Genomic DNA, 25,309 nt, shown 5'->3' with positions numbered 1-25,309 from the left:
CAACACTATTTAGAGGTCAATTACAATACTGAAAATGAACAAAGATCAACTAAAAGTTAGTCTTCAAACACTAGAACGTAAAATCAATTTATTGCTAGGCGATCATAAAGCGCTAAAGTTGGAAGTAAGTAAGCTTCAGGAAGAAAACCAGGAATTGCGTACTAGTTTGAAACAAAAAGATGAGCAGATCAACAACTTTCAAAATAAGATTAAAATTAGTAAGATTGTAAATAATATAGAAACAGAAGAAGGGAACACTTCTGAGTTAAAGAGGAAGATTGACGATTATATTAAGGAGATAGATAAGTGTATTGTACACTTAAGTAAATAATACCGCTCCATATGGACGAACTTTCAATAAGAATAAAGATTGCCGACAGAGAATACCCGATGAAGGTAAAGGCAGAAGATGAGGCTAGGGTACGTAGTGCCGGTAAGCAGATTAATGAAAGAATTAGATCTTATAGAGAACAATTTGGCATAGATGATAAACAAGATCTCTTAGCCATGGTAGCATTTGATTGTCTTGTAGACAAAATGGAGGCTGATGAACAACAGCACTCTACGGATGATGGTGCCGTAGAAAAGGTAAATGAGCTGAATAATCTCATTAACCAGTCTCTATAGAGTCCTCCCCTCTAACCAGTAAATACCTTTTTCTGAGTTGATTAACTGTGAGAGTTAATATCAGGAAATAGGAACTTTAAGGCCTTTTTTTCAGGCCTTTAGACATATACATGAGACAGATCTAAACCGTTTGTCATTATTTATCCGCACTCCTGAGGCGCTCTCGCGCAACCTAAATTAAATATATAAATAATGGCAGATGTAATCTACGTAATACTGGCGGGCGTTGTGGGCCTCGGTATTGGAATTGTAATAGGAAGGGCTCTGGTGTCAAAGGTTAACGCGCAGAAAGAGAAAGAAATAGAAGAAAAAGCGCAGGGCATAATCAAAGAAGCTGAGATCTCAGCTGAGAATATCAAGAAAAATAAAATACTTGAGGCTAAAGAAAAATTCCTAAAGCTAAAATCAGAATTTGAAGAGGAAGCTTCTAAGAAGAAGAATATCATTATCACTAATGAAAACAAGCTAAAGCAGAGAGAGCAGCATTTATCAAAAGAATTTGAGCAGGTAAAACGTAAAGAGGGCGAGATTAAAGATCTAAGAGATAAACTATCAAGTCAGCTGGATGTAGTGAATGCTAAAAAAGCGGAATTAGACAAGTTCAACGAGCAGAAAGTAAGCATTCTAGAGAAGATCTCAAACCTTACTGCTGAAGAAGCTAAAGAGCAGTTAGTGGAATCACTTAAAGACGAAGCTCAGACCAAAGCCTCTTCATTTATCAAAGATATTTTAGAGGAAGCTAAGCTTTCAGCCACCAAGCAGGCTAAGAAAGTAGTATTAGAAACTATTCAGCGTACAGCTACGGAACATGCCATTGAAAACTGCGTGTCTATCTTCAATATTGAAAGTGATGACATTAAGGGTAAGATCATTGGTCGTGAAGGTCGTAACATCCGTGCGCTTGAAGCAGCTACAGGTGTTGAGATTATTGTAGATGATACCCCTGAAGCTATCATTATCTCAGGCTTCGATCCTGTAAGAAGAGAGATCGCAAGACTTTCACTTCACCGTTTAGTGGTAGATGGAAGAATTCACCCGGCACGTATTGAAGAGATCGTAGCTAAGACTAAGAAAAATATTGAAGAAGAGATCATAGAGATAGGTGAAAGAACAGTAATTGACCTTGGCATCCACGGGTTGCACCCTGAATTAATTAAGATGGTGGGTCGTATGAGATTCAGATCATCTTATGGTCAAAACTTATTACAGCACTCCAGAGAGGTGGCTAACCTTTGTGCTACTATGGCTTCTGAGTTAGGTTTAAACCCTAAACAAGCTAAGAGGGCGGGATTACTTCATGATATTGGTAAAGTATGGCCAGAGGAGCCAGAAAAGCCTCACGCTATCCTTGGTATGGAGCTGGCGCAGAAGTATAAGGAACATCCTGTGGTTTGCAACGCTATTGGAGCTCACCACGACGAAATTGAGATGACTACCATGATTTCTCCTATCATCCAGGCATGTGATGCTATATCAGGTGCAAGACCAGGAGCTAGAAGAGAAGTGATGGAAAGCTACATCAAGCGTTTGAAAGAACTAGAGCAACTGGCACTGAGCTTTGAAGGCGTACATAAATGTTATGCTATTCAGGCTGGTAGAGAGCTCCGCGTAATGGTAGACGCAGACAACGTTACTGATGACAGAGCAGGACAGCTATCTTTCGATATCTCGCAAAAAATAGAGAAAGACATGCAGTATCCTGGTCAGATAAAGATCACAGTAATCAGAGAGATGAGATCTGTAGCCTACGCTAAATAAATTGAAAAAACCATTGTACATAAAAGCTGTTTTAGAAATAAGACAGCTTTTTTAATTTATACCAATACCTATGTCTCCAAAACATAACTTCGCTGCCATCTTCGATATGGATGGCGTTATCGCTGACACCAATCCTTACCACCAAAAAACCATCAAAGAGTTTTGCCAGAAGTACGGCAAAGAGGTAACTGAAGATTTTCTGAGAGAAAAGGTATATGGTCGTACTAATGCTGACTGGATCCCAGCCATATTCGAGGGCATAGAGGATGATCAAATGCATGCTTACGCTGATGAAAAGGAGGCTATGTTTCGTGAAGTATACAAAACAGATCTGGTACCCGTAAAAGGGCTAAAAGCTTTCTTAGATCATCTTAAAAGAGATCATATCAAAATGGCCGTTGGTACTTCCGCCCCTATGGAGAATGCAGAATTCATTTTGCAAGGGTTGGATATTGAGGATTACTTCCACACCATCTTGCACTCAGCGCATGTCACCAAAAGCAAACCAGATCCTCAGATTTACCTAAAGGCCTGCCACGCCGTGGGCTACGATCCTAAAAACTGTATTGTATTTGAAGATTCTCTTTCAGGAGTGCAAGCTGGAAAAGCAGCTGGTTGTAAAGTAGTAGGTATTACCACCACTCATTCCGAGCAAGAGCTGAAGCATTGTGATCTGATCATCCGTGATTTCAGCAATCTTACTCCTTCTATTTTGGATGGGCTTTTTTGATAGGTAATCACTTCTATCCCTGAAGATCATACTTCATCAGCCAATCTTCTTGCAGGTCCTCTCCTAGCAGAAAAGAATGCTTGCCAAAAATGGTAAAGCCATTCCTTTCGTAGAACCTGATGGCCTTCTGATTTTCCTCCCATACTCCTAACCAAAGGTATTTGGCATTTCGCTGTCTTCCAATATCCATAGCCTTGGCAATTAAAGAGTTACCAATTTTCCGCCCCTGATAATCCTTTACCACATAAACTCTGGCGAGCTCCACAGTATTCGGATGATCCTTCTCTGTTTGGCAATCACCAAAATTCACTTTTAGGTAGCCAACTATTTCATCATCTATTTTGGCAAAGTGGTATTCAATATCTTCATTTTCTAACTCTGATAAGATCTTTTCAGGTGTAAACTCACTAGCCACATAAATCTCCATATCTTCCTTGGTGTTTTTATCGGAATACGTATCACGAAATGTCTTGATGGCTAAATTCAATAATAACTTAACGTCCTCAATCTCAGCCTTTTCAAAGAAAATATTATCAGAATAATTCATTATAAATTATAATATATTAAACATATTGCAGTTATAAACATTATTATAGTAACTATAATTATATGAACTAAGAACTTTAATTCACAACTATTGTCGGCTTTAAACTATGTACTACCCAAAAACTATTGTCATCCTTCTGGCGATTTTACTGTCAGAGGTGTGTCATTCCGAACCCAGGAAACCCTCTAAATTTCCTTTTAAAGAACTGAACACCATGTCAGTTCACGATCCTTCTGCGGCTTTAAGCGCTCTTCGAGAGATGGATTTTGATAATCTCTCCAAGGCTGATAAAGCATTTTACAATAATATTAAAGGTAAAGCATATGCCTTTAGTGAGCACTATGACAGCGCTAAATTATACCTTATTGAATCAAAAAGCGCCTTTCAAAAACTTATACGCGTATGGAAGATAGAATACCCGGGAAAACAACCTGGTGAATATATTTTTCAGCTTCAAGAAGGTGAAGCCAATGCTTATTTATGGCTAGGAGAACTGCATAGGCTTCAATCACAGCCTAAAATGGCCATCTCTGAATTTGAATCGGCCATCAAAATTTTTAGTGACTTATCCTCTGTTCCTATTAAAGACATGAGCAGCAGAGTTACATTGATGAGAGCCTTCACCGATGAGAAGATAAGTATGACCTACGAGAACGACGGCAACTTTAAAAAAGCCATTTTGCATGGTCTTTCTGCAAATGAAACCTTCATAGCAAAAGAGTCATCGGAGCTCACTCACAATACGGAGAGACTAGCGCATAATTATTTAAGAATCGGCAACTATGACTCTGCCACATACTATTCTGAGTTTATGCTGGAAAACATTTCACGGAAAGACAAAGGTGCCGAACAGACGGCCTATTCCTTTCTAGGCTCTGCTTACGCTGCCAAGAAGGACTTTGAAAAAGCCATGCCTCTACTAGAAGAGTCAATATCCTATTTGGAATCCGTAGAAAAATCAGGAATACTCATAGATGCCTACTTTTATTTGGGCGATTGCTACATAGCTCAAAAGTCTTACTCAGAAGGGCTGGAGGTTGCCTATAAAGGACTTGCGCTTGCTAAAGAAGTTCATGACTTGTGGGAAATTCAGGAAGCCTATAAGCATCTCCATCACTATTATGAAGACATGGCTTTCTACACAGGAGATGTGCAACATTATGAAAAGACTATTACCTATATGGAAAAATCCTATACATTGAAAGATAGTCTGGTATCCATTCGGTCTGATAATGATATGGAAGAATTGCGGATTCAGTACGAAAACGAAAACGAGGATCAGAATGCTCAGCTCCAGAAACAAGAAAAATTGCTAGCAAGAGCAGAAATGAAAAATTATATTCTTCTTGGAATAATTGTGGTATTGGCTGTGCTTTATATCAGAAATAGAATACAAAAGGCTAAAACCGTATAAAATGGAAATGAGTATAAAAGTGTCTGACTATCTTTTATACTCATTTTCAATCTTTATCTCACTGCTTTAGCAATTAATCAAACGGTAAAAGATCAGGCTCCAAAAACTCTTTCCTGGCCTCAGCAGAATTGTAAATATCAAATCCATAATGGGCGGCCATTAAATCTTTAAAGGAAGTTTTCAATCTAGGGAATCCCTCAATAAAAGCCTGAAAATCAGCGAAATATGATTTAAGCATAAAATGATATACGGCCTTAACCGCTGCATGTGTTAAAGTGGCATTATACTTATCTTCAGCTCCCAGGTGTTTTACATAGGCCTTTAACTGAGTAGGAATAGTTAGCAGAGCTACCTCTATTCCATAATTCCTAATATGAATCCATGCTAGCCTTAGATGAGCTTCATGATTGAAAACAGAAGGATTTAATGAGCAATTGCTGAAGGCTTCCTCAAATTGCGCATCAGAAAGATCGTAGTGATTAGTCATAATAGGTTTATTTAGCTTGGAACTCTAAATATACGGATTATGCCGCCAAGGGTTTAGCCTATATAAACAAAGAAGTTCTAACCCGAAAGCCAGAACTTCTTTATTTAATCAAACCCTAATTGATTATCTATTGACCGTTAAAGTATATCATAATACTGATAACAATGACCAGCACCACTAATGATGCCGCTACATCTACCCAGCCATAGCTGGTTTTATTGCTCTTTTTATCTTCTTCTGAAAGTGTACCGAAAGTAAGACCAGCCACTTTCTCTCTGGATGGCGCCGCAGTAGCCAAACTCACTATAATGGCCAAGGCCACGCAGAACAGGAAGAAATAGGCACTGAAAGTAAGGAAATTCATGTCCGCCAGATAGAATAGGAAGCCACTTAAATCCTCTTTTACTAGTTCTAGTGTTATTCTGAAAGCTGCCACTATAAGTCCTACTACCAATGTGGTATAAGCACCATTGGCATTGATTCTTTTTAAGAATATTCCTAATAAAAATATAGCCGTAATAGGTGGAGCAATATAACTCTGTACACTTTGCAAATATTCATACAATACCCCTGAGATATTGGCCATGATAGGAATCCAAAGGATACCACAGATCACCACAATACCAGTAGCTATCTGCCCGATCTTAACCAGCTTATTTTCAGGAGTATTAGGTTTTAATTTCTTATAAATATCAACTGTAAATAATGTTGAACAAGAGTTAAAAACAGAAGCTAAAGAACTCATCAAAGCTGCTAAAAGCCCTGCAGCTACCAACCCTCTAAGCCCTGATGGCAATAGATTACTCATAAGAATAGGAAAAGCCTGATCTGGTGAATCCCATTCTAATTGACCTCTCTGTTTTAGCACCAAAGCCACCACACCAGGAATAAGGAATAAGAATACCGGTAAAAGCTTAAGGAAACCGCCCCAAATAGTACCTCTTCTACCCTCTTTTATATTTTTAGCAGTAAGCACACGCTGCACAATGTACTGATCTGTACACCAATACCATATACCTACAATGGTGCTACTGAAGAATAAACTAGGCCATGGGAAATCAGGATCTGTAGCAGGACGCCACATGTTAAAATACTCTGGACCTAAGGTATCTTTCATACTCTCAAAACCACCTACCGCATTCAAACCCATTACTGTAAGGGTAGCTGCGCCAATAATTAGCACCACAGTTTGAAGTGTTTCGGTATAAACCACCGCTCGCATTCCACCAAGAATGGTGTATGCTCCTGTTAAAATAACCGTAGCTAAAGCACCTACCCAGAAGTTAATGCCTAATAGAGATGATACTACTACTCCACCAGCATAGATGGTTACGGATATTTTAGTTAACACATAAGCTAAAAGCGAAAATACTGAGAGCAACCATCTGGATTTTGAACTGAATCTCTTCTCTAAGAACTCCGGCATAGTAAAAACACCACTTCTTGCATAGAAAGGCAAAAACACCCAGCCCAACATAAGTACTACCCAGGCATGAAGCTCATAAATAAGCATAGGGAATTTATCGCCCGCACCAGCTCCTGCCAGTCCTACCACGTGCTCTGACCCGATGTTAGAAGCAAAAATTGAAGCTCCTACAACGAACCATCCCACATTTCTTCCCGCCAAAAAGTAATCTTCTGTGTTTTTCTGCTTTTTGAGTATCACCCAGACGGCCACACCAAAAAGAACCAAAAAATAAATACCAATAAATACCCAGTCGAGGGTGTCTAGTGTTTTCATATGCGTTTAAGGTTTAGTCACATAGAAATCGCAAAGACTTTAATTATGATAGGGAGCATAATTTAAAGTAATAAGCTTATTTCATGAGTTAATTAATAGTTAAGTTGTTTATTCTGCGTTTATATCGATTTTAGGATCAATTCATATTTGGTAATTTTGACCATAAGTCAATTTTTCGATTCACAATATGGTAAAAACAATCGGTTGCGTAAACCCTTTTCTATAAAATATTTTACAGATCAGTTATTCCACCGCGAACTTGTATGTTGTTTTGGTATTGTAAGTCTGCCCTGGTTCTAATATCACAGAAGGAAAAGCTTCCTGATTAGGTGAATCAGGATAATGTTCTGTTTCAAGGCAAATGGCCGATCTCTTCTGATATTCAATTCCATCTTTCCCGGCCAAGGTACCATCTAAGAAATTGCCAGAATACACCTGAATGGCCGGTTCGGTAGTCCACACCTCCATAAAACGGCCGCTTTCTTTGTGATATAAAGTAGCTGCTTTGCGCATGCCTTCACCATCTAGCACCCAGCAGTGATCATATCCTAACCCAAATTTGAGCTGCTCATCATCTTTTTCTATGTCTGTGCCCACCTCTTTTGCGGAAGTAAAATCAAATGGTGTACCCTCCACATCTCGTAGCTCACCTGTTGGGATAAGCGAACTATCTATTGGAAGAAATCTACTGGCGTTTACCACCAATTCATGATCTAAAATACTCTGATTAGGATCTGCAGAAAGGTTAAAATATGTATGCTGAGTTAAATTGACCACTGTTTTCTTATCAGTAGTAGCCGTGTAATCTATCTCTAGAGCATCTTCATTAGTTAGCAGATAAGTCACTGTAACATTCAGGTTTCCAGGGTAGCCCTCCTCCATATCCTTGCTCAGGTAAGTCAGCTTTAATCCTATAGCTTCAGGATTCTTGATCTCCTGTGCTTTCCACACCACTTTGTCGAAACCTTTCGTGCCTCCATGAAGATGATTGGCACCGTTATTAGTGACCAAATCATATTCCTGACCATCTAAGGAAAACTTACCTTTAGCAATTCTATTACCATATCTTCCTATGATAGCGCCGATGTATGGACTTTCAGTTTCGTAGGGTTTCACCTCTCTAAAACCGAGCACTACATCTCCCATATTGCCTTTATTGTCTGGTGCTTTGAATGAAGTGATGATGCCTCCCAGCGTGATCACTTTCATCTCTACACCATTTGAATTGGTAAGTGTGTATTCTTCTACTTTTTCTCCATCTGCTGTGGTTCCAAAATCTTCTTTAGTGATGCCAACAGTATCTGTTGCAGCAGTTTCTTCGGTAGATTCAGTTTCTTTTGACGGATTAGAACAAGATGTGGTCATAATTATGATTGATAGCAGTATAACGTTAATAAAGTTAGCAGCGGTTTTGGTTTTCATAAGGGTTATTATTTAGGGTGCTGCCAAACTATAAATATATGATTCAATCCGTTAATCACATATCTATAGCGGCATTAATATTTCATTTAGATTCCGTTTTGAAACAGGTGATAATACACTTCATTAGCATGCAAAGTATCCTTAAACGACCTGATCCTAGTGTCATTATCTATGACCAATAGTTCTATTCCAGCCATCTCTGCAAAGTCTTCCATGTATTCAGTAGTTAACGCCTGACTGTATACTGTATGGTGTGCACCACCACCTAAAATCCAGGCGGTAGCAGCTATTTCCAAATTAGGTTTAGCATCCCAAAGAACTCTGGCTACAGGTAAGTTCGGCAGATCGCCCAATGGCTTCACAGCCTCCACTTCATTCACCAATAATCTAAATCTGTTGCCCATATCCACTAATGATGCATTGATAGCATTACCAGGAGCAGTATTGAAAACCAACCTTACAGGATCTTCCTTGCCTCCGATAGAAAGCGGGTGAATTTCACATGAAGGCTTACTTTGAGCTATAGAAGAACAAATTTCAAGCATATGTGAACCCAGAACATAAGACTTATCACCACCAAAATGATAGGTGTAGTCTTCCATAAACGAGGTGCCGCCATCAAGGCCTACATTCATCACTTTCATAGCTCTGAGCAAGGCGGCGGTTTTCCAGTCTCCTTCGGCACCAAAACCGTAACCATCAGCCATAAGCCTTTGCACGGCAATACCTGGAAGCTGCTTCAAAGTACCTAAGCTTTCAAAAGTATCAGTAAACCCCTTAAAGCCTCCGTCGGTAAGAAATGATCTTAGACCTAGCTCAATTTTAGCAGCCTCCTCAAGGGCACTCCTCTTATCTCCACCTTTTTGTAAGGCACTGGTAAGATCATAAGAAGCTTCATATTCATCTAAAAGCTGCTTCACTTCGCTCTCCCCTACTTGCTGAAAATGCTTGGTCAAATCTGGAATATCATATCCATTAACAGAGAAGCCAAATTTCATTTGAGCCTCTACTTTATCACCTTCGGTTACGGCCACTTCGCGCATATTATCGCACAAACGGGCAATTTTAGCACCTTGCATATCTGCCCAGCCAGCAGCTACGCGGCACCAGGTGCCAATTTTTTGCTGCACAGCATCTGACTTCCAGTGGCCAGTGATCACCTTTCTGTTTTTACGCATTCTGGTCATCATAAACCCAAACTCACGATCACCATGGGCCGATTGGTTGAGGTTCATAAAGTCCATATCTATGCTAGACCAAGGAATTTCAGCATTAAACTGAGTATGTAGATGAACCAATGGCTTCTTTAAAATATTTAAACCGGTGATCCACATTTTAGCTGGTGAGAAAGTGTGCATCCAGGCTATGAGTCCTATACAAACCTGTGATGAATTGGCTTCCAGCATCAGCTGTGTGATTTCATCAGGTGTGGTTAGTAGTTGCTTATAGACGATCTTGAGAGGTACATGACTACTATTGTTTAAGGCTTTGGCCACTTCTTCCGAATGAGAGGCCACTTGCTGAAGTGCTTCATCTCCATATAAATGCTGGCTTCCTGTCACAAACCACACTTCCTTTTGCGAAATATCGATCATTTTTTGTTGAGGTGTCTATTTAAGTTGATTAATTTTAATTCTGTCCGTAGTAAGCATTTTTGCCATGCTTCCTTTGATAGTGTTTGTTGATGAGTGCGTCTTTTAGTCGTGGCGCTTCCGGGTTTATTTGCAGGGTGAGGTAAGCCATATGGGCCAGCTCTTCCATTACTTTACTATTATAAACAGCTTTGGCTGCCGTTTTTCCCCATGAAAATGGTCCGTGATTGCCCAGTAAAACCATTTCCACCTCTTGATACGAAAGTCCTTTAGTGGCGAAGCAATCCAAAATTTGCTTTCCTGTCATATGCTCATAATCGCCTTCAATGTACTCATCAGGCATGGGCGGGGCGCAAGGAATATCAGCCACCAGATGATCAGCATGGGTAGTACCGAAAATGGGAATATCTCTTTGTGCCTGAGCCCAGGCTACAGAATAGGTAGCATGAGTATGAGAAATACCACCTATTTCATTCCATTCTTTATAAAGATAAGCGTGTGTTTTGGTGTCTGAAGAAGGCCTCATTTCACCTTCGACCAGATTATTTTCAAAATCTACTATTACTATATCCTCAGGCTTTAAATCGTCATAAGGCACACCGCTAGGTTTAATAGCAAATACGCCATTCTTCCGATCCACCGCACTGACATTTCCAAAGGTGTACACCACCAGGTCCAAAGCAGGTAGTTGCATATTGGCTTCGTAGCATTCCCTTTTTAATTCTTTGTATTTACTCATGAATAGGTTGCTTTTGAGTTTTAGTGATAGATTCTACAAATGCTCCCAGTTCAGAGTATTTGGTAAACAGTGTTTTATAAAGCTCTACCTGATCATGTTGCGGATGATATTCAGCTTCGAAACCACTGCCCATTTTGGAAGAGGCTTCTTGAATATTGGTGTAAATTCCGGCTGCAACGGCAGCATACATAGCGGCCCCCAAAGCAGGCGCTTGTTCTGAAACAGCGATTTTAATAGGCATATTCAGCACATTGGCCAGGGTCTGCATGATAAATGGTGATTTTTTAGCCACACCACCAATTCCCACTACAGTATCTATTCTTACGCCTTCATTGGTGAATCTGTCAACAATATTTTTTGCTCCGAAGCAGATGCTTTCCACCAGCGCTCTAAATATCTGAGGTGCCTGTGTGCCTAGAGTAAGGTTCATCATCGCTCCTTTCAGAGCTTGATTAGCGTCAGGTGTTCTACGGCCATTTACCCAATCCAGGGCCACCGGGGCACTTTCTGATACCGGTATTTTCTCGGCAGCATCCGAAAGTTGTTTGAGAAGGTTCTGCTTTATTTCAGCTGTGAGTTTTTGTTTGGTGGCCTCATCTATAAGGCTAGAGTTAGCCAATAAATGATCCAGAGGCCAATTCAATATATCGCCAAACCAAGCCAGCACATCTCCGAACGCAGACTGCCCTGCTTCGAGTCCTACCATACCAGGAATAACCGAACCATCGACCTGGCCACATATTCCTTCTACCAGATTATCTCCGATAGCATCATTAGATGCCACTATAATATCGCAAGTGGACGTGCCCATTACCCGAACCAGAGTGTGTTCCTCCACCTCTGCTCCTACCGCTCCCGAATGCGCATCAAACGTTCCTACCGCCACCACTGTATCCTCCGTAAGGCCAAGCTTTTGTGCCCATTCCTTGCTGAGTTTTCCAGCCACTTCATCTGAAGTGTAGGTATCTTGGTACAGGTTATTTTTAAGCGTAATTAAGCGAGGATCCAGTTGTGACAAGAAATCATCAGCGGGAAGACCTCCCCAGGCAGCATGCCACATGGCCTTGTGCCCGGCAGCACATCTGCTTCTTTTAAAAGATTCCAGATCCCTGTCGACAATGAGCCAGTAAGTCATTAAATCACAGTGCTCCATCCAGGTGTAAGCTTGCTCACTAACCGCTTTATCTTCTCTGATAATATGTAAAATCTTAGCCCAAAACCACTCTGAAGAATAGATTCCTCCTTCATATTTGGTGAAATCTTCTCCTCCCCAACTTTTTGCTAAGTGATTGATCTCTGCTGCCTCATCTATTGCCGTATGATCCTTCCAAAGCACCATCATAGCATTAGGGTTTTCTTCAAAACCTTCCACTAAAGCTAATGGTCTGCCATCTTTATAAACCGGCACCGGCGAAGAGCCAGTGGTGTCTATACAAATGCCTTTTATATAAGCCGGATCTACCTGAGACTGAGCCACCACTGTTTTTATGGTGGCTTCCATGCCTTCTATATGATCCAAAGGGTGTTGTCTAAATTGATTGGAATGAGGCTCGCAGTATTTCTTTTGCCTCCAGCGATCATACCAATGGACATGTGAAGCCAATTCTTCGCCATTGTCAGCATTGGTCAATACTGCCCTGACGGAATCGGTCCCGAAGTCCAGGCCAATAACGTATTCGTTTTTCATTTTGGGATTACAGTAGTTTAGTAATAGCTAATGTAATAAAAATTTATTAATAAGTGTATTTTGTACAATTAAAATTTAAGTATAATGATTTGTTGCTGCTCATTATCCGATCAGCTTAGTGCTACAATGATGAAAAGCACTGCAACCTACCTAGCACAATGGCAGGATACAGTACTTTTCTTATTATAAGATACTCAAATCTTTTTGAATAAAATATGAGTTTCTACGCTATCTGATTAAATGAATTGCTAAGGCTTACTGATTTTCTGTGTGTAGCTACCAGCCACGTTTTCATAATTAAGGATGTAAATTCCTGAAGGCAGACGGTCTGTCTGAATTTGATACTGTTGCCCTTTAAAGCTATCTTTCAGCCAAACTTTTCCAGAACTGTCTATGATTTCAAACGACGTAACACCATCAATACGATCAGATAATTTTATATTGAGATAGTCATCAACGGGATTAGGATACACTTCATTCAGCTTAATTTCCGCTTCTACTGCACCCTGTTTGGCTAATAATGAGGCAGAGGTACTTTCGAACCTAAATTGCTGATTGTAATTGCCAGAAATACAATCATATTGTATCACATTGGCTCCATCAGCTGTAGATATTCCATTGACATCTAGGCACTTACCTGTAGCCACGGATCTCATGGAATAATAACCACTGCCACGATCCAGCAATTCCCACTTTTGACAGTTATTATTCAGCCAACTCCACAACCGCACATTAGTGAGATTAGCACTATTACAGTTTTCAACATCCAAAGCCATATTAGTAGCACTTACAGGTGATACTCGGTAAGAGCCACCAACCTCTGTAAACACCCATTTTTGGCAGTTATTATTAAGCCAGCTCCATTGGTTTACGTTTGTTCCATCTGTGTTACCACAATTAACTACATCGATAGCTTTGCCACTATGGCGAGGCGTAATTCTATAAGTACCTCCAGAAACCACGGGGCCTGATGGCGGCGTAGAGCCAGCATAAGGCCAGCCGTTATCCCAGCCTAAAGTAGATACTCGAACCTTAGGGGCTCCATTATCCTGTCCGTCGTAGAAATGATAAGTGAGCCGGTTTTCGGAGTAGCCAAAATGTCCAGGGCCGATAAATCGCCCCGAAGAGCTTAAGAAAACTGAGCCTCCTGAGCTCAAGCAGTTATTGCCATTTTTATCCAGATAGGGTCCTGTAACACTGGTGGATCTACCCATGTAGATGGTATAGGTGCTACTGGTACCAGCGCAGCAGGTATTCCTATTAAAAAATAAATAATAATAGCCGTTTCGATAAATAATAGAGGCCGCTTCCAAATCGTGGGCCGGACTATCTGCCAAATTGTAATAGTTATTAGCATTATAAGGCTTACCGGTGGATGGGTTCAACTCTGTAAGCACTATGCCCATGAGATGAGACCCCCATGCCAGCCAAAGCCTTCCTTGTTGATCAAAAAACACATCTGGGTCTATTGAACCGTAAGGGGTGCTATTGTTTGAATAAACTACCATACCATGATCTACCCAATTAGGATTATTGAGAGAGGCCGTGGATGCCACTCCGATAGCACATGGTCTTTGCCCGGTAGAGGCTGAATAATATAAATAATACCGCCCATTCATATAAATACAGTCCGGTGCCCAGAAAAAACCTTGAAAACCAGAAACATAGTTATTGATCCATGAGGGCCACCCGTTAGCAAAAGGTGCTGGCTCGGCCTGCCAGGTAGTAAAATCCGGCGAGCTCGAAGACATGGTCCAAATGCCGTCACCAGTGCTGAAGATATAGTATTTGCTGCCATCCCTTATAATCTGAGACGGATCATGGCTTGGTGGATATTGGGCCTGTACATGCACAGTTATAAACAGGCCGATAATTACCATTAAGTACCTGATATTTGAAGCTCCTGTAATCATAGCTTGCTTATTTTTTGAGTGTGAGAACCTGCGATATTTTTATAATTGAGAATGTAAACTCCCGTCGGCAGGTCATTCATATCGATGCTATACTCTGCTCCTCTAAAAGCACCCTGCTTTAATATTTTTCCAGATGTATCAATTACTTCAAAAGTAGTTTCTTCCTCGAAAGGCGTGGTGATTCTAATGTTCAGATGATCTGATACTGGGTTAGGATAAGCACCGTCAAGTTGGATTTCGGATTCTTCACCTCCCTGCCTGGCCAATAAAGATGCGGAGGCACTTTCGAAGCGAAACTGCTGATTATAATTACCCGAAATACAATCGTACTGCATTACATTGGCCCCATCGGCTGTTGATATACCGTTGACATCCAAACATTTACCGGTTGCCAGCGATCGAATGGAATAATAGCCGCTTCCTCTATTTATCAGTTCCCATTTTTGGCAGTTATTATTGAGCCAACTCCAAAGTCTTACATTGGTGAGGTTGGCACTGTTACAGTTCTCAACATCTAAGGCCAGATTGGTCGCATTTATTGGCGATATTCGGTAAGATCCGCCCACATCTGTGAACACCCATTTCTGACAGTTATTGTTAAGCCAGGTCCATTGATTCACATTGGTGCCACTGGTATTTCCGCAGGCTACTACATCTACTGCCTTTCCGCTATGCCGTGGAGTAATCCGGTAGGTGCCACCTGAAACCACAGGTCCTGAAGACGGTGGGCTGCCCACATATGGCCACCCATTGGAGACTCCAAAGTCAGTACGGATCATCAACTTGGCATTACCATTATCATTAGCATCATAAAAGTGATAGGTGAGCCGCCCCTCTCCATATCCGAAGTGCCCTGGCCCCACCACATTACCGTTTTGATTAGGCAAGAAAACCCTTTCTCCAGTGTATGGGCCGGTAATACTGGTAGAACGCGCCACCACCATGTAGTAGCTGGAGTTAACGCCATTACAGCAAAGGCCTCGTTGATAAAAGAGATAATAGTAGCTACCACTCTTAAAAAGTCCTGGCCCTTCTACCTGGCCAGACACCAGATGAGTAGAACCAGAAATGGGTTTCCCGGTGCTGGTACTCAGCTCGATAATGTCTATACCACTTTGCCAATTACCCCAAGACATCCATAGGCGGCCATTATCTAAAAGCAGAGCAGGATCAATGGCATTATTTCCTGCTACCACCATACCTCGATCTGTCCAGGGACCTGCCAGGTTAGTGGCCGTAGCCACACCGATTGCGGCCGGTGCACCATTTCCGGCACATGAATAATAAAGGAAATAGGTATTACCAATTTTTATAACATCAGGAGCCCAAAAGAAGCCTCCAAAGCCTGATACATAGTTACTGATCCACCCGGGCCAAGAGTTAGTTGGGAATGGTGTGGGCTCTACCCGCCAATCAGTAAAATTGGCATTGCTGGAAGACATGGCCCAGATGCCCTGCCCTGTGGTAAAAATCCAATAGCGACCATCCGTGTTTCGAATCATGGTAGATGGATCATGGCTAGGCGGATATTGAGCAAAAGCCAGGTGCCCCACCAAAGCTAGTATGGCCGTGACCATACCAGCTTTCAGTTGTTTGTTAAATTGCTTCATAACGTAGGTTTATTTAAGGTAGTTGAACATACAAGCCAAGTTAACTACCCACACGGAAGCCTATCTTCCGCCTACATTATTCCAGGAAATATTTAAAATTTTTACGTGAATATCGAATGCTATGGCCATCTCGTCGGAGATCGTTAATCATCTTTCTAACCGTTCTTTCGGAGCATCCGAATTTATCTGTTAGGTCCTTCGGTGAGCTTAGCCTTCTCTTTTCTATGAGTTCCAAAATATATGACAACCTTTTAGAATAAGTAAAATGATCCATACCTGTAGTTTTCAACATGATTAATCCAACTCGTCCGACGCACCTTCTTTGGTTTGGACTATCTTCTGTATGGTGCCATCTTCATTATAATAAAGATTTTCTATGCACACTGAGCGCCTGAACTCTCCACCCTGGGGCAGCAATCCGTTATGATAAATGAAGTACCAGCGATCATTAAACTCTAGTATGGCCTGGTGGTTTGTAGGTGAATGAGGCACTAAATCATTCAGTCGGCCTTTGTATTCCCATGGTCCTTCCGGACTAGTAGCCATGGCATAATCTATCACTTCCGGGAATTGAGCAGCAAAACTAAGGTAATAATGATCTCCCCTTTTATGTACCCACGGCGCTTCAGTGAAAGATGGTAAATCGATGGTATGAATTTCTCCTTCCAGCTCTATCATATTATCCTTTAATTTGGCCCACTTACAAACCGTATTGCCCCAATAGATATAGGCCTGACCATCGTCATCCGCGAATACCGCTGGGTCAATATCATCCCAGCCGATGTCTGTCTGCTTGGTCATATCATTAGTAATCAGCGCTTTGCCAATAGCATCTTTAAATGGGCCAGCCGGTGAATCGGCCACTGCTACACCAATAGATTTTCCCGGGACACTGGCATGCTCCAGAGTGACATACCAATAGAACTTGCCTTCTTTTTCGACCACATGAGATGCCCAGGCCTGGCCGTTAGCCCATTTAAAATCGGTGGTTTTTAATATTGGTCCATGCTTTTCCCAATTCACCATATCCTTAGTAGAAAACAAAAGCCAATCATTCATCAGAAAGCCTTGAGCTCCCACTGCCTGCTCGTCATGTCCTGTGTATAGATATAATGTACCGTCATGAACCATGGCCGCAGGATCGGCGGTATAAATATCTTTAAAAACCGGATTGTAGGCGGCTACACTATCGGTAGATGGTTTATCAATTTCTTCCTGAGTTTCATTATTGTTTTGGCAGCCTGATAATATCAAAGTTGCAATTATGGTAAGTGTATGTAGATTCTTCATGAGTAAGTTAGGTTTGCAATAACCTGGGCTATTCAGACAAAACTTCTGTTGACACCATAGGCCAACCTTCTTCATCCCAGGTCATTTCAGTAATTTTCAGTTTAGGTTTTCCGTCATCCTTCATGTCATAGGCATGAAAGAGTAAATAATCTTTACCGTCAAAAGCATAAGCGCTATTGTGCCCAACACCAGGATATACTTCATTTCCCTGAAGCAGTATAGTGCCTCCTCCTTCTGCCATGCTTTTTCCGCTTTTATCCAGATAAGGCCCTTGTATTTTCTGTGATCTGCCCACCACCATTTTGTAAGTGCTTTCCGCCCCACGGCAGCAATAGTCCCAGGAGGCAAATAAATAGTAGTAGTCATTTTTCTTGAAGATAAAAGGGGCTTCCAGAGCTGCATCACCAGGATCTTTATCATCCAAAAAGTCAGTTCTTTGCCTTTTGGCAATAGAACACCATTCTTCTGGCTGGGCTAATGATTTTCTGTCATCACTGAGCTTCACCATTTTCAATCCACCCCAAAATGAACCGAAGCTCAACCAGGGCTGACCGGTTTCATCTATAGCCAAGTTCGGGTCTATGGCGTTCCAAAAGTCACGATAGGGTACAGATTGAACTACCAGACCCTGATCAACCCACTGATAATCAGGACTTGCAGGGTTTAATGTTTTATTTACCACTAACCCTATGGCTGAAGTGTTTTTAGCAAAAGCGGAAATGGAATAATACAGGTAATACTTTCCGTCATAAAAGGAGATGTCAGGAGCCCAAATATGCCCTTTAAATCCTGATACCGTTTCTAATGCCCAGGCCGGAGGAGCTGCAAAAACAGGCTTTTCCTTCTTCCAATTCTTCCTATCCTTAGAACTATAGACAGAAATACCCCAACCTGTGCAAAATAGATAATAAGTATCTGCCTCTTTGATCATAACAGGATCATGAACAATGATGTCATCACTCAACTCCTGGGCACTCATTACCGTATTTGAAATGATAAGAACTATTATTATCAAAAAGGCAGATTTCAAACGGGTTATCATTTCGTTTTGGTTCTAATCACATAAAAGCTGCCAGGCTCTAGTTCCATTGATAATTTACCTCCTTTAAGCTTCAAATCTTGCTGTACAGGGCTGACATTCATAGGTTTATCCAAAGAGTTTACTGCATCAAGATCTGATGATCGCAAGATCTGAACGGTACCTTTGGTGGCCATTTTCCCGCTTTTAAGCGAGATATTCACTTTTTTAGAGGTAGTGTTAGCATTCACAAGTTTTACTATCACCTCTCCTGTCTTGTCATCCAGCACCGCGGACGCATAAAGTCTGTCCTGCCCTTTAATGGGTTGTTCTCCATTGGTTATGGAAAGCAGCTTAGTACCTGGGTTATTAGAATATAACTTCTGAACATAATAATTAGCTGTACCATAAGACTTTAGGTTATCAAACCAGATCAAATCGGGAGTCCATTGCCAGGCATCTACATGGGCAAAGAGTGGCGCGTAAGAGGTCATATACACCACATCGGCATTCCTTTCCAGGCCGGTCATGTAGGCAGCTTCCGATAGGGCGCAATTCCAATTGTTTTTATTCTCCGGGCTGGCGATGGCCACACTTTGGGCTGCATATTCTCCTGCAAAAATCTTATACCTATCACGGTCATAGCTGTCATATCGATCAGCATTATCCAAGAACCATTCTGGGCTGCGGTAATAGTGTTCATCCACTATTTCAGTGTCCAGGTTTTCCAGCTGCTTTTCGGCATACTCAAACTGCTCTCCGTCAGGGAAAGGACCGGTACCAGAAACCACAATCATATCAGGATATTGAGACTTGATAGATTTTATGAACACCTTGAGTCTATCAAAGTAGTCTGGGCCCCACTGTTCGTTTCCTACACCTATGTATTTCAGATTAAAAGGTTCCGGATGGCCCATATCAGCTCTTAATTTACCCCATTTGCTGCTGGTGTCACCATTTGCAAATTCTATGAGGTCAAGTGCATCTTGCACATACGGATCGAGTTGATCCATAGGCACCAGCTCTCCGGTGTTAAACTGGCAAGCCATACCACAGCTTAAAATGGGAAGTGGCTCTGCACCAAGATCTTCTGAAAGTTGAAAGTATTCAAAAAAGCCTATTCCAAAGCTTTGGTAATAATCAGGTGTCAATCTATGGCCAAACTCTGTATTCCAGCGGTTGATAAGCATTTCCCTGTCCTCCTCATCGCCTACAGTTTTCTTCCACTGGTATCTTTTAGCCAAGGTTCTTCCCTCAACAATACAGCCGCCGGGAAACCTTAAAAAGCCAGGTTTTAGATCATATAATAGTTGTACCAAATCCTTTCTAAGACCTCTTTTTCGCCCCTTCCAGGTGTCTTCAGGAAATAGTGAGATCATGTCCAGGTCTATCTCTCCAGCCCCTTCAAAAGTGAGCTTCATTTTGGCTTTTCCTGCCGTACCATTAGCTGTTAAAGTAGCCGAATATTCTTTCCAGTCTTTCGCGCCAGGCTTTATAATAGCTGCAGCTATTTCAGCGTTTTGTTCGTTGATAAGCTGCACCTTAATGGCCTTGATCTCACCGATTAACCTGGCTTGAAGCGTAAGATTATACTGTGCTCCATCCTTGATGCCCATGCCTCGGAAACCTTCGTTAATCAATTGATAACCACTAGCATTTTTCACATTAACTCTCGCAAAATGATTGTTAGGTTCATCTCCTCGTTTAATTACATTGGCTATCCCCGACTTTTCATTTAAAGAATGTCTATCGCTGTTAGGCTGTATCCACCCCATGAGCGGCTCATCAAATTCGAAAGACCTGTTCTTCACCAGTTCGGCATACAGGCCTCCATCAGCGGCAAAGTTGATATCCTCGAAGAAGACACCATACATAGTGGGCTGAATGTTAGCTTTGGGCTTAGTATCTAGCTGCCAGTTATATTCTTGAGCAAAAACAGTCGTAGATAAGGCAAGACTGCAACATACAATCAATAGGTATTTAGATATCATTCTCATTTCTTATTTTATCTCTAACATTACTACCGAAAACGCAGGTAGCTTCACCGTTAATTCGTTCTTTTTATGTTTAAAATCTTTAAAATCAGTTGGTTGTATAGCATTTGGCTGATCGAAGGTATTGTGATTTTGCAATTTATCTGATTGAAGGATTTGTCCTGTAAGGTTTTTACCGTCGATATTACCCAAATTGATAGTTACCGACTGGCTTTTAGCTGCATCGATATTTACCAAAGTAATGTGAACGGCTCCATTCTTATCTTTAGAAGCTGATACTGAAACCGCCGGCAGTTTTTCTCCATTAAACTGATAATCAGCCGTTTTCAGATCTACAGGTATCAGCGTGGCATCATGATGCACCTTGTACATATTTAGCACATAGTAGGTAGGTGTGAGCAACATTTTCTCACCATCGGTAAGGATAACGGCCTGCAACACATTTACGGTTTGAGCCAGGTTAGCCATTCGAACTCTTTCGCTATGATTGTTAAAGATATTCAGGGTAGTACCTGCAATCATGGCATCGCGCATAGTGTTTTGCTGATAAAGAAATCCGGGGTTAGTTCCCTCTTCCACATTATACCAGCCGCCCCACTCATCTACTACCAGAGCTATCCTCTTTTCCGGATCATACTTATCCATAATAGCCGAGTGCTTTGTTACCAATTCATCCATTTTCAATGCGGTTTGCATGGTAGAAAAATACTGCGCCTCGTCAAAGGCGGTGGCAGAACCTTTCTTATGCCATTCTACAAATGAGTAAGAATGAAGTGCCACTCCTTCTATCAAATTTTTGGGTATATCGCGCATGAGTACTTCAGTCCAGTGATAGTCTGCTACGTTAGCTCCGGAAGCTATTCTAAACAGACTATCGCTATTAGACCAATCCGTCATAAAGGTGGCATATTGCTTATACAAGTTAGCATAATATTCAGGCGTCATATTGCCACCGCAGCCCCACATTTCATTACCAACTCCCCAGAAGGTAACGTCCCATGGTTCTTTACGCCCATTTTCCAATCTTAATTTAGACATTGGGCTTCCACCTTCATGACCTACATATTGCACCCAGTCGGTAAGCTCTTTTACTGTTCCGCTTCCTACATTGGCTGCCAGGTAAGGTTCTGCACCTATTTCTTCGCACATATTTAGAAAGTCATGGGTACCGAAACTATTATCTTCCGTCACCCCGCCCCACCAGCGGTTCACCATGGTAGGTCTATCTGCTTTCGGACCGATGCCATCTTTCCAATGGTAAGTATCTGCAAAGCAACCACCTGGCCATCTTAAATTAGGGATTTGAAGTTCTTTAAGAGCCTCAATAATGTCATTTCTAACTCCATTAGTATTAGGGATTTTGGTGTTTCCTTCGCCCACGTAGAAACCTCCATAAATGCATCTGCCCAAGTGCTCGGCAAAATGGCCATAAATGTGCTTATTAATAACCGGAGCATTATCTGCAGGCTGAAGTTTTACAGTGGCCTCCTGCCCATGAGCCAGGCCCACTGCAAAAAAAGCTATGATTAGGTTTAAGTATAAGAAGTTTGATTTCATGAATTAATCTATTATAATTTTAATTGATTTTTTTACCCCAGATGGACGTACCATCATTATTCAGGCCGGTAAAAACCAGCGTTTTTTCCACCTGATTCTCCCAATCGCGCGCCCACTCTACATGAACTTTGTCAGTAAAACCATTATTCCAGGTCATGATGAGCCATGGGGCTTCCCAGGTCCATGTGCCGGCATCATCATTAAGCGATCCATCAGCATTTATCGTCAGATCAAAGGCGCTTTGTAAATCTGGAGACAACTGCTCATTTCCAAACCCAGGCACTACCTGATAACCTAGAATGATCTGTTCCCAGCCACCGGCAATGTCTTCCTCTGCAATTTCAGTTTGCTCCACCTCTGCATAGCGCTCTGGCGACACTATGGGCCATCCATCTTCTGTCCAATGAATTTTGCGAACATGCAGCACCATGAAAGCAGGGTCTACTACTGGCCTTCCCTGATGAGCGATAAAATATTGATTATTGCCATCCGAAAATACAGCGGGATGAGATACTCCTTGCCAGCCGCTGTGCCCTTTAAAATTATACGGAGCTAAAATCATTGGCGCATTATCCTGATAATCAATGGCATCCGCCCCATTAAAATCATAGTATGGTCCTTCAGGATGATCAGCTCTCACCACCCTCACATTATATTTTGTAGCCAGCCAATCATAAGCGATAAACATGTAGTACTTATCAAACTGCTGATTGTAAATAATCTCTGCTCCCTCAATATTCCCATTGATGGTGTTATTGGTAAAGCCACGGTGTGCTATTTTCTGACCATTACTACCCGGATTTTTAGGTAATCCGGTATCAGGATCCAGCTCCAACATCCATATACCATCCCAGGAAGAGCCGTAGGCCATCCATTGATCTCCATCAGGAGTAGTCACTATGGTTGGGTCAATGGCATTGGTATGCTGGCTGTTATCCCCGTAAGATGTTACCACAGTATCTCTCTCTATAAAGGGACCATCAGGGCTGTTGGCTACGCCGAGACCTATCGCACTAAGCCTGCCAATGGATGAAGCTAAAGAATAATACAGGCGATATTCATTATTATGCTTTAAGATATAAGGTGCCCATAAGTTCTCCACGGGTTCACCTCCATTAGCCTTAATAAAACCCTCAGCTTTAGGTGGATATTTACCAAAAGCAGTTCCTCTATATTTCCATTCTAAAAGATCTTCTGATCTTCTGATCTGGTGCCCCGCAGTAGTACCAAATACCACAGCTTGTCCATAGGCAACATCAGTAGAGTAGCAATAATAAAAATCGCCATCCTTCAATATAGATGGATCATGAACATTGTAGGGTCCCCACAAAGAAGATGGCCCTGAAGCAATTGCTCCATAAGTATCTGTAATAGTACCGGGATCAAAATCTGTTGATACGGTGGTAGTATCTGGTTCCGGATCAGGATTACTACCCGGTTTATCTTCCTTACAGGAAAAAAGCATGGCCCAAGCCAAAGCAAAAAGGATTAATTTATATGATATGCTAGGTTTCATAAACACTGTTCAGGTTGTTTTTATAGTAAAGAGATGGCCCATACTAAAAACCCTTACTTAAAAGTATGGCACCATCTCTTATTGTCACTAATTAGCCGGATTTGGGCTTAGGTTAGGATTAGAATCTAAATCTTCCTGAGGAATAGGCAGGTATTCATGGCCTGGTCTCCAGGTATCAAAGTCAGGATCATGCGTACGCAATTCAGCCAGCTTAGCATCATCATACAACCATCCCCAGCGGATAATATCATGGATGCGAATGCTTTCAATTGCCAACTCCAAAGCGCGCTCATGAGCCAGCTGCTCTCTCATTTGTGCTTTAGTCATATTAGGTTTTGTAGCCGCCAGATCAGGTAAATTGGCGCGGTCTCTCACCTGTTGAATATATGGGTAAGCTTCAGCAGTTCTCTCGTCTTCATTTAAAGCTTCGGCATACATGAGCAGCACATCTGCATATCTTAAAATTCGATAATTGATCCCTGAGTTTTCGGTACCGTTGTTCTCATTAGTGAAGCCTTCAATACCATCGTGAGTATATTTTCTAGGGTAAATCTTATCCTGTGGATTTATCCATGGGCCACCGTAAGCTGTTTCTGAAACGCCTGCTTCATAAGAAGCAATAGTTGTATACATCCTGGGATCATATTTATCATCTACTGTTTTCTCTTTCCTAAATTCTTCATAGATCCAGGTAGTGGGTAGAAAGTCTGAATAACCAAAGCCTTCCATAGCATAAGTATGACCAATGGAGTTCACCTGCTTCCAGTTAGCATTCGGATCTCCACCATAGTTATAGATGGTACCACCTACGGTGTTCGGATCAGCAAATTGAATTTCAAACAATGACTCGGAGTTATTCTCATTAAAAGGCTTAAAATTATCTCTGTACTCCGGCACCAGGCTGTAAATATTTAATTCTGGTCCGTCTACCAATAACTTAAACTCATTAATGGCTCTGGTCCATTCTTGCCTGTAAAGCAAAGCCTTACCTAACATGCCAGTGGCAGCACCCTTTGTAGCTCTCCCCAATTGACCCTGATCCGGGCCGGACACATTAGAGTAAGATACTGGAAGCATAGACTTAGCCATTTCAAAATCAGAAAATATCTGCTCCCAGATCACCTGTTCAGTATCTGTAGCAGGATAATAGTCATCTGTGGATTGAGGTAGTTCAGTTACAATAGGAATTTCTTTGTAAGTATTGGCCAAGTTAAAAAAGGCCATTCCTCTTAGAAAATATGCTTGTCCTAAAAGTCTGTTTTTAAGGTCATCATCCATCTCAATACCAGGAACATAAGCTATCACCTGATTAGCTCTGAATACTATCTGATAATGAGCCTCCCATATCCAGCGCACTGGTCCTGAAGTTTGCAAAATGGTGAAATTAGCCACCTGTACCAGATCTGGCCATGGACTATCTCCTCGGAAATCATCGCCCCTACCATCTGTTAGAGCAGGGAACATTCTCATATAACCACCATCGGTAATAAATCCGGTATAGGTAGCATTAACTGCGGCTATTGCCTGATCTTGATTCTTCCAAAAGGTATCCGCAGTCTGACTATTGGGGTTAGTCAATTCTAATTTATCGTCACAGGCTGGTGCCATCATTATTAGCAGCACCAGTGCTATGTAATATTTTAATATTTTCATTTTACTTATGATCT

The 25,309-nt window shown here is 41.5% G+C and carries 21 protein-coding genes; 5 read left to right on the top strand and 16 right to left on the bottom strand.

Translation table 11 applies throughout. The features are described from left to right. Window positions 1–34: 34 nt before the first annotated feature. The 4 genes from LVD16_RS09475 (at window position 35) to LVD16_RS09460 (ending at window position 3,115) form a co-directional block, all read left to right on the top strand. Window positions 35–331, top strand: a complete 297-nt coding sequence (locus LVD16_RS09475; RefSeq protein ID WP_233773693.1) for a hypothetical protein — start codon at window positions 35–37, stop codon at window positions 329–331. Between the two features lie 11 nt (window positions 332–342). Beyond that, window positions 343–627 carry a cell division protein ZapA gene (locus LVD16_RS09470; protein WP_233773692.1) on the top strand — a complete coding sequence of 95 codons (285 nt, stop codon included), beginning with the start codon at window positions 343–345 and terminating at the stop codon, window positions 625–627. A 192-nt stretch (window positions 628–819) separates the two neighbouring features. After that, window positions 820–2,385 (top strand): ribonuclease Y, encoded by a 1,566-nt coding sequence (gene rny / locus LVD16_RS09465; protein WP_233773691.1) that lies wholly within the window; start codon window positions 820–822, stop codon window positions 2,383–2,385. Window positions 2,386–2,455: 70 nt separating this feature from the next. Next, window positions 2,456–3,115: an HAD family hydrolase gene (locus LVD16_RS09460; RefSeq protein WP_233773690.1), complete on the top strand. Its 660-nt coding sequence runs from the start codon at window positions 2,456–2,458 to the stop codon at window positions 3,113–3,115. Window positions 3,116–3,128: 13 nt separating this feature from the next. On the opposite strand, the gene LVD16_RS09455 is transcribed toward LVD16_RS09460, so the two are convergent. Further along, window positions 3,129–3,662, bottom strand: coding sequence for a GNAT family N-acetyltransferase (locus LVD16_RS09455; RefSeq protein ID WP_233773689.1), 534 nt, complete (start codon window positions 3,660–3,662; stop codon window positions 3,129–3,131). 106 nt (window positions 3,663–3,768) lie between these two features. Here LVD16_RS09455 and LVD16_RS09450 point away from each other — a divergent pair, with 106 nt between their 5' ends. Continuing rightward, complete coding sequence (locus tag LVD16_RS09450) at window positions 3,769–5,076, top strand: tetratricopeptide repeat protein (RefSeq protein WP_233773688.1); 1,308 nt, start codon at window positions 3,769–3,771, stop codon at window positions 5,074–5,076. Window positions 5,077–5,149: 73 nt separating this feature from the next. Here the strand turns inward: LVD16_RS09450 and LVD16_RS09445 are convergent, their stop codons facing one another. The 15 genes from LVD16_RS09445 to LVD16_RS09375 form a co-directional block, all read right to left on the bottom strand. After that, the gene (locus tag LVD16_RS09445; RefSeq protein ID WP_233773687.1) at window positions 5,150–5,563 is read right to left on the bottom strand and encodes a hypothetical protein; all 414 of its coding nucleotides are present in this window, start codon (window positions 5,561–5,563) and stop codon (window positions 5,150–5,152) included. A 127-nt stretch (window positions 5,564–5,690) separates the two neighbouring features. Beyond that, window positions 5,691–7,304: a sodium:solute symporter gene (locus LVD16_RS09440; protein ID WP_233773686.1), complete on the bottom strand. Its 1,614-nt coding sequence runs from the start codon at window positions 7,302–7,304 to the stop codon at window positions 5,691–5,693. 243 nt (window positions 7,305–7,547) lie between these two features. Beyond that, window positions 7,548–8,726 carry an aldose epimerase family protein gene (locus LVD16_RS09435; RefSeq protein ID WP_233773685.1) on the bottom strand — a complete coding sequence of 393 codons (1,179 nt, stop codon included), beginning with the start codon at window positions 8,724–8,726 and terminating at the stop codon, window positions 7,548–7,550. 86 nt (window positions 8,727–8,812) lie between these two features. Beyond that, window positions 8,813–10,321, bottom strand: coding sequence for an L-arabinose isomerase (gene araA, locus LVD16_RS09430; RefSeq protein ID WP_233773684.1), 1,509 nt, complete (start codon window positions 10,319–10,321; stop codon window positions 8,813–8,815). A 34-nt stretch (window positions 10,322–10,355) separates the two neighbouring features. Beyond that, entirely contained in the window at window positions 10,356–11,057 is a 702-nt protein-coding gene (locus LVD16_RS09425; RefSeq protein WP_233773683.1) for an L-ribulose-5-phosphate 4-epimerase, read from the bottom strand. Further along, the gene (locus LVD16_RS09420) at window positions 11,050–12,744 is read right to left on the bottom strand and encodes a ribulokinase (protein WP_233773682.1); all 1,695 of its coding nucleotides are present in this window, start codon (window positions 12,742–12,744) and stop codon (window positions 11,050–11,052) included. Before LVD16_RS09420 ends, LVD16_RS09425 begins: the two co-directional genes overlap by 8 nt. Before the next feature lie 248 nt (window positions 12,745–12,992). Then, window positions 12,993–14,657: a family 43 glycosylhydrolase gene (locus LVD16_RS09415; protein WP_233773681.1), complete on the bottom strand. Its 1,665-nt coding sequence runs from the start codon at window positions 14,655–14,657 to the stop codon at window positions 12,993–12,995. Then, the gene (locus LVD16_RS09410) at window positions 14,654–16,267 is read right to left on the bottom strand and encodes a family 43 glycosylhydrolase (protein ID WP_233773680.1); all 1,614 of its coding nucleotides are present in this window, start codon (window positions 16,265–16,267) and stop codon (window positions 14,654–14,656) included. Before LVD16_RS09410 ends, LVD16_RS09415 begins: the two co-directional genes overlap by 4 nt. Before the next feature lie 76 nt (window positions 16,268–16,343). Beyond that, window positions 16,344–16,559 (bottom strand): HTH domain-containing protein, encoded by a 216-nt coding sequence (locus tag LVD16_RS09405; RefSeq protein WP_233773679.1) that lies wholly within the window; start codon window positions 16,557–16,559, stop codon window positions 16,344–16,346. Between the two features lie 2 nt (window positions 16,560–16,561). After that, on the bottom strand, window positions 16,562–17,557 hold the full coding sequence (locus LVD16_RS09400) for a glycoside hydrolase family 43 protein (protein WP_233773678.1): 996 nt from the start codon (window positions 17,555–17,557) through the stop codon (window positions 16,562–16,564). A 28-nt stretch (window positions 17,558–17,585) separates the two neighbouring features. After that, window positions 17,586–18,572 (bottom strand): arabinan endo-1,5-alpha-L-arabinosidase, encoded by a 987-nt coding sequence (locus LVD16_RS09395; protein ID WP_233773677.1) that lies wholly within the window; start codon window positions 18,570–18,572, stop codon window positions 17,586–17,588. Between the two features lie 23 nt (window positions 18,573–18,595). Further along, on the bottom strand, window positions 18,596–20,566 hold the full coding sequence (locus LVD16_RS09390) for an alpha-L-arabinofuranosidase family protein (protein ID WP_233773676.1): 1,971 nt from the start codon (window positions 20,564–20,566) through the stop codon (window positions 18,596–18,598). 9 nt (window positions 20,567–20,575) lie between these two features. Then, a complete protein-coding gene (locus LVD16_RS09385) occupies window positions 20,576–22,126 on the bottom strand; it encodes an alpha-N-arabinofuranosidase (protein WP_233773675.1) in 1,551 nt (516 codons plus the stop codon). A 19-nt stretch (window positions 22,127–22,145) separates the two neighbouring features. Continuing rightward, window positions 22,146–23,642 carry an arabinan endo-1,5-alpha-L-arabinosidase gene (locus LVD16_RS09380; RefSeq protein WP_233773674.1) on the bottom strand — a complete coding sequence of 499 codons (1,497 nt, stop codon included), beginning with the start codon at window positions 23,640–23,642 and terminating at the stop codon, window positions 22,146–22,148. An 87-nt stretch (window positions 23,643–23,729) separates the two neighbouring features. Then, complete coding sequence (locus LVD16_RS09375) at window positions 23,730–25,295, bottom strand: RagB/SusD family nutrient uptake outer membrane protein (RefSeq protein ID WP_233773673.1); 1,566 nt, start codon at window positions 25,293–25,295, stop codon at window positions 23,730–23,732. Window positions 25,296–25,309: the final 14 nt, after the last annotated feature.

It is taken from the genome of Fulvivirga ligni (assembly GCF_021389935.1).
GTDB classification, from domain to species: Bacteria; Bacteroidota; Bacteroidia; order Cytophagales; family Cyclobacteriaceae; genus Fulvivirga; species Fulvivirga ligni.
The sequence above is the reverse complement of the archived record's forward strand: the minus strand, read 5'-3'. Positions and strand labels throughout refer to the sequence as shown.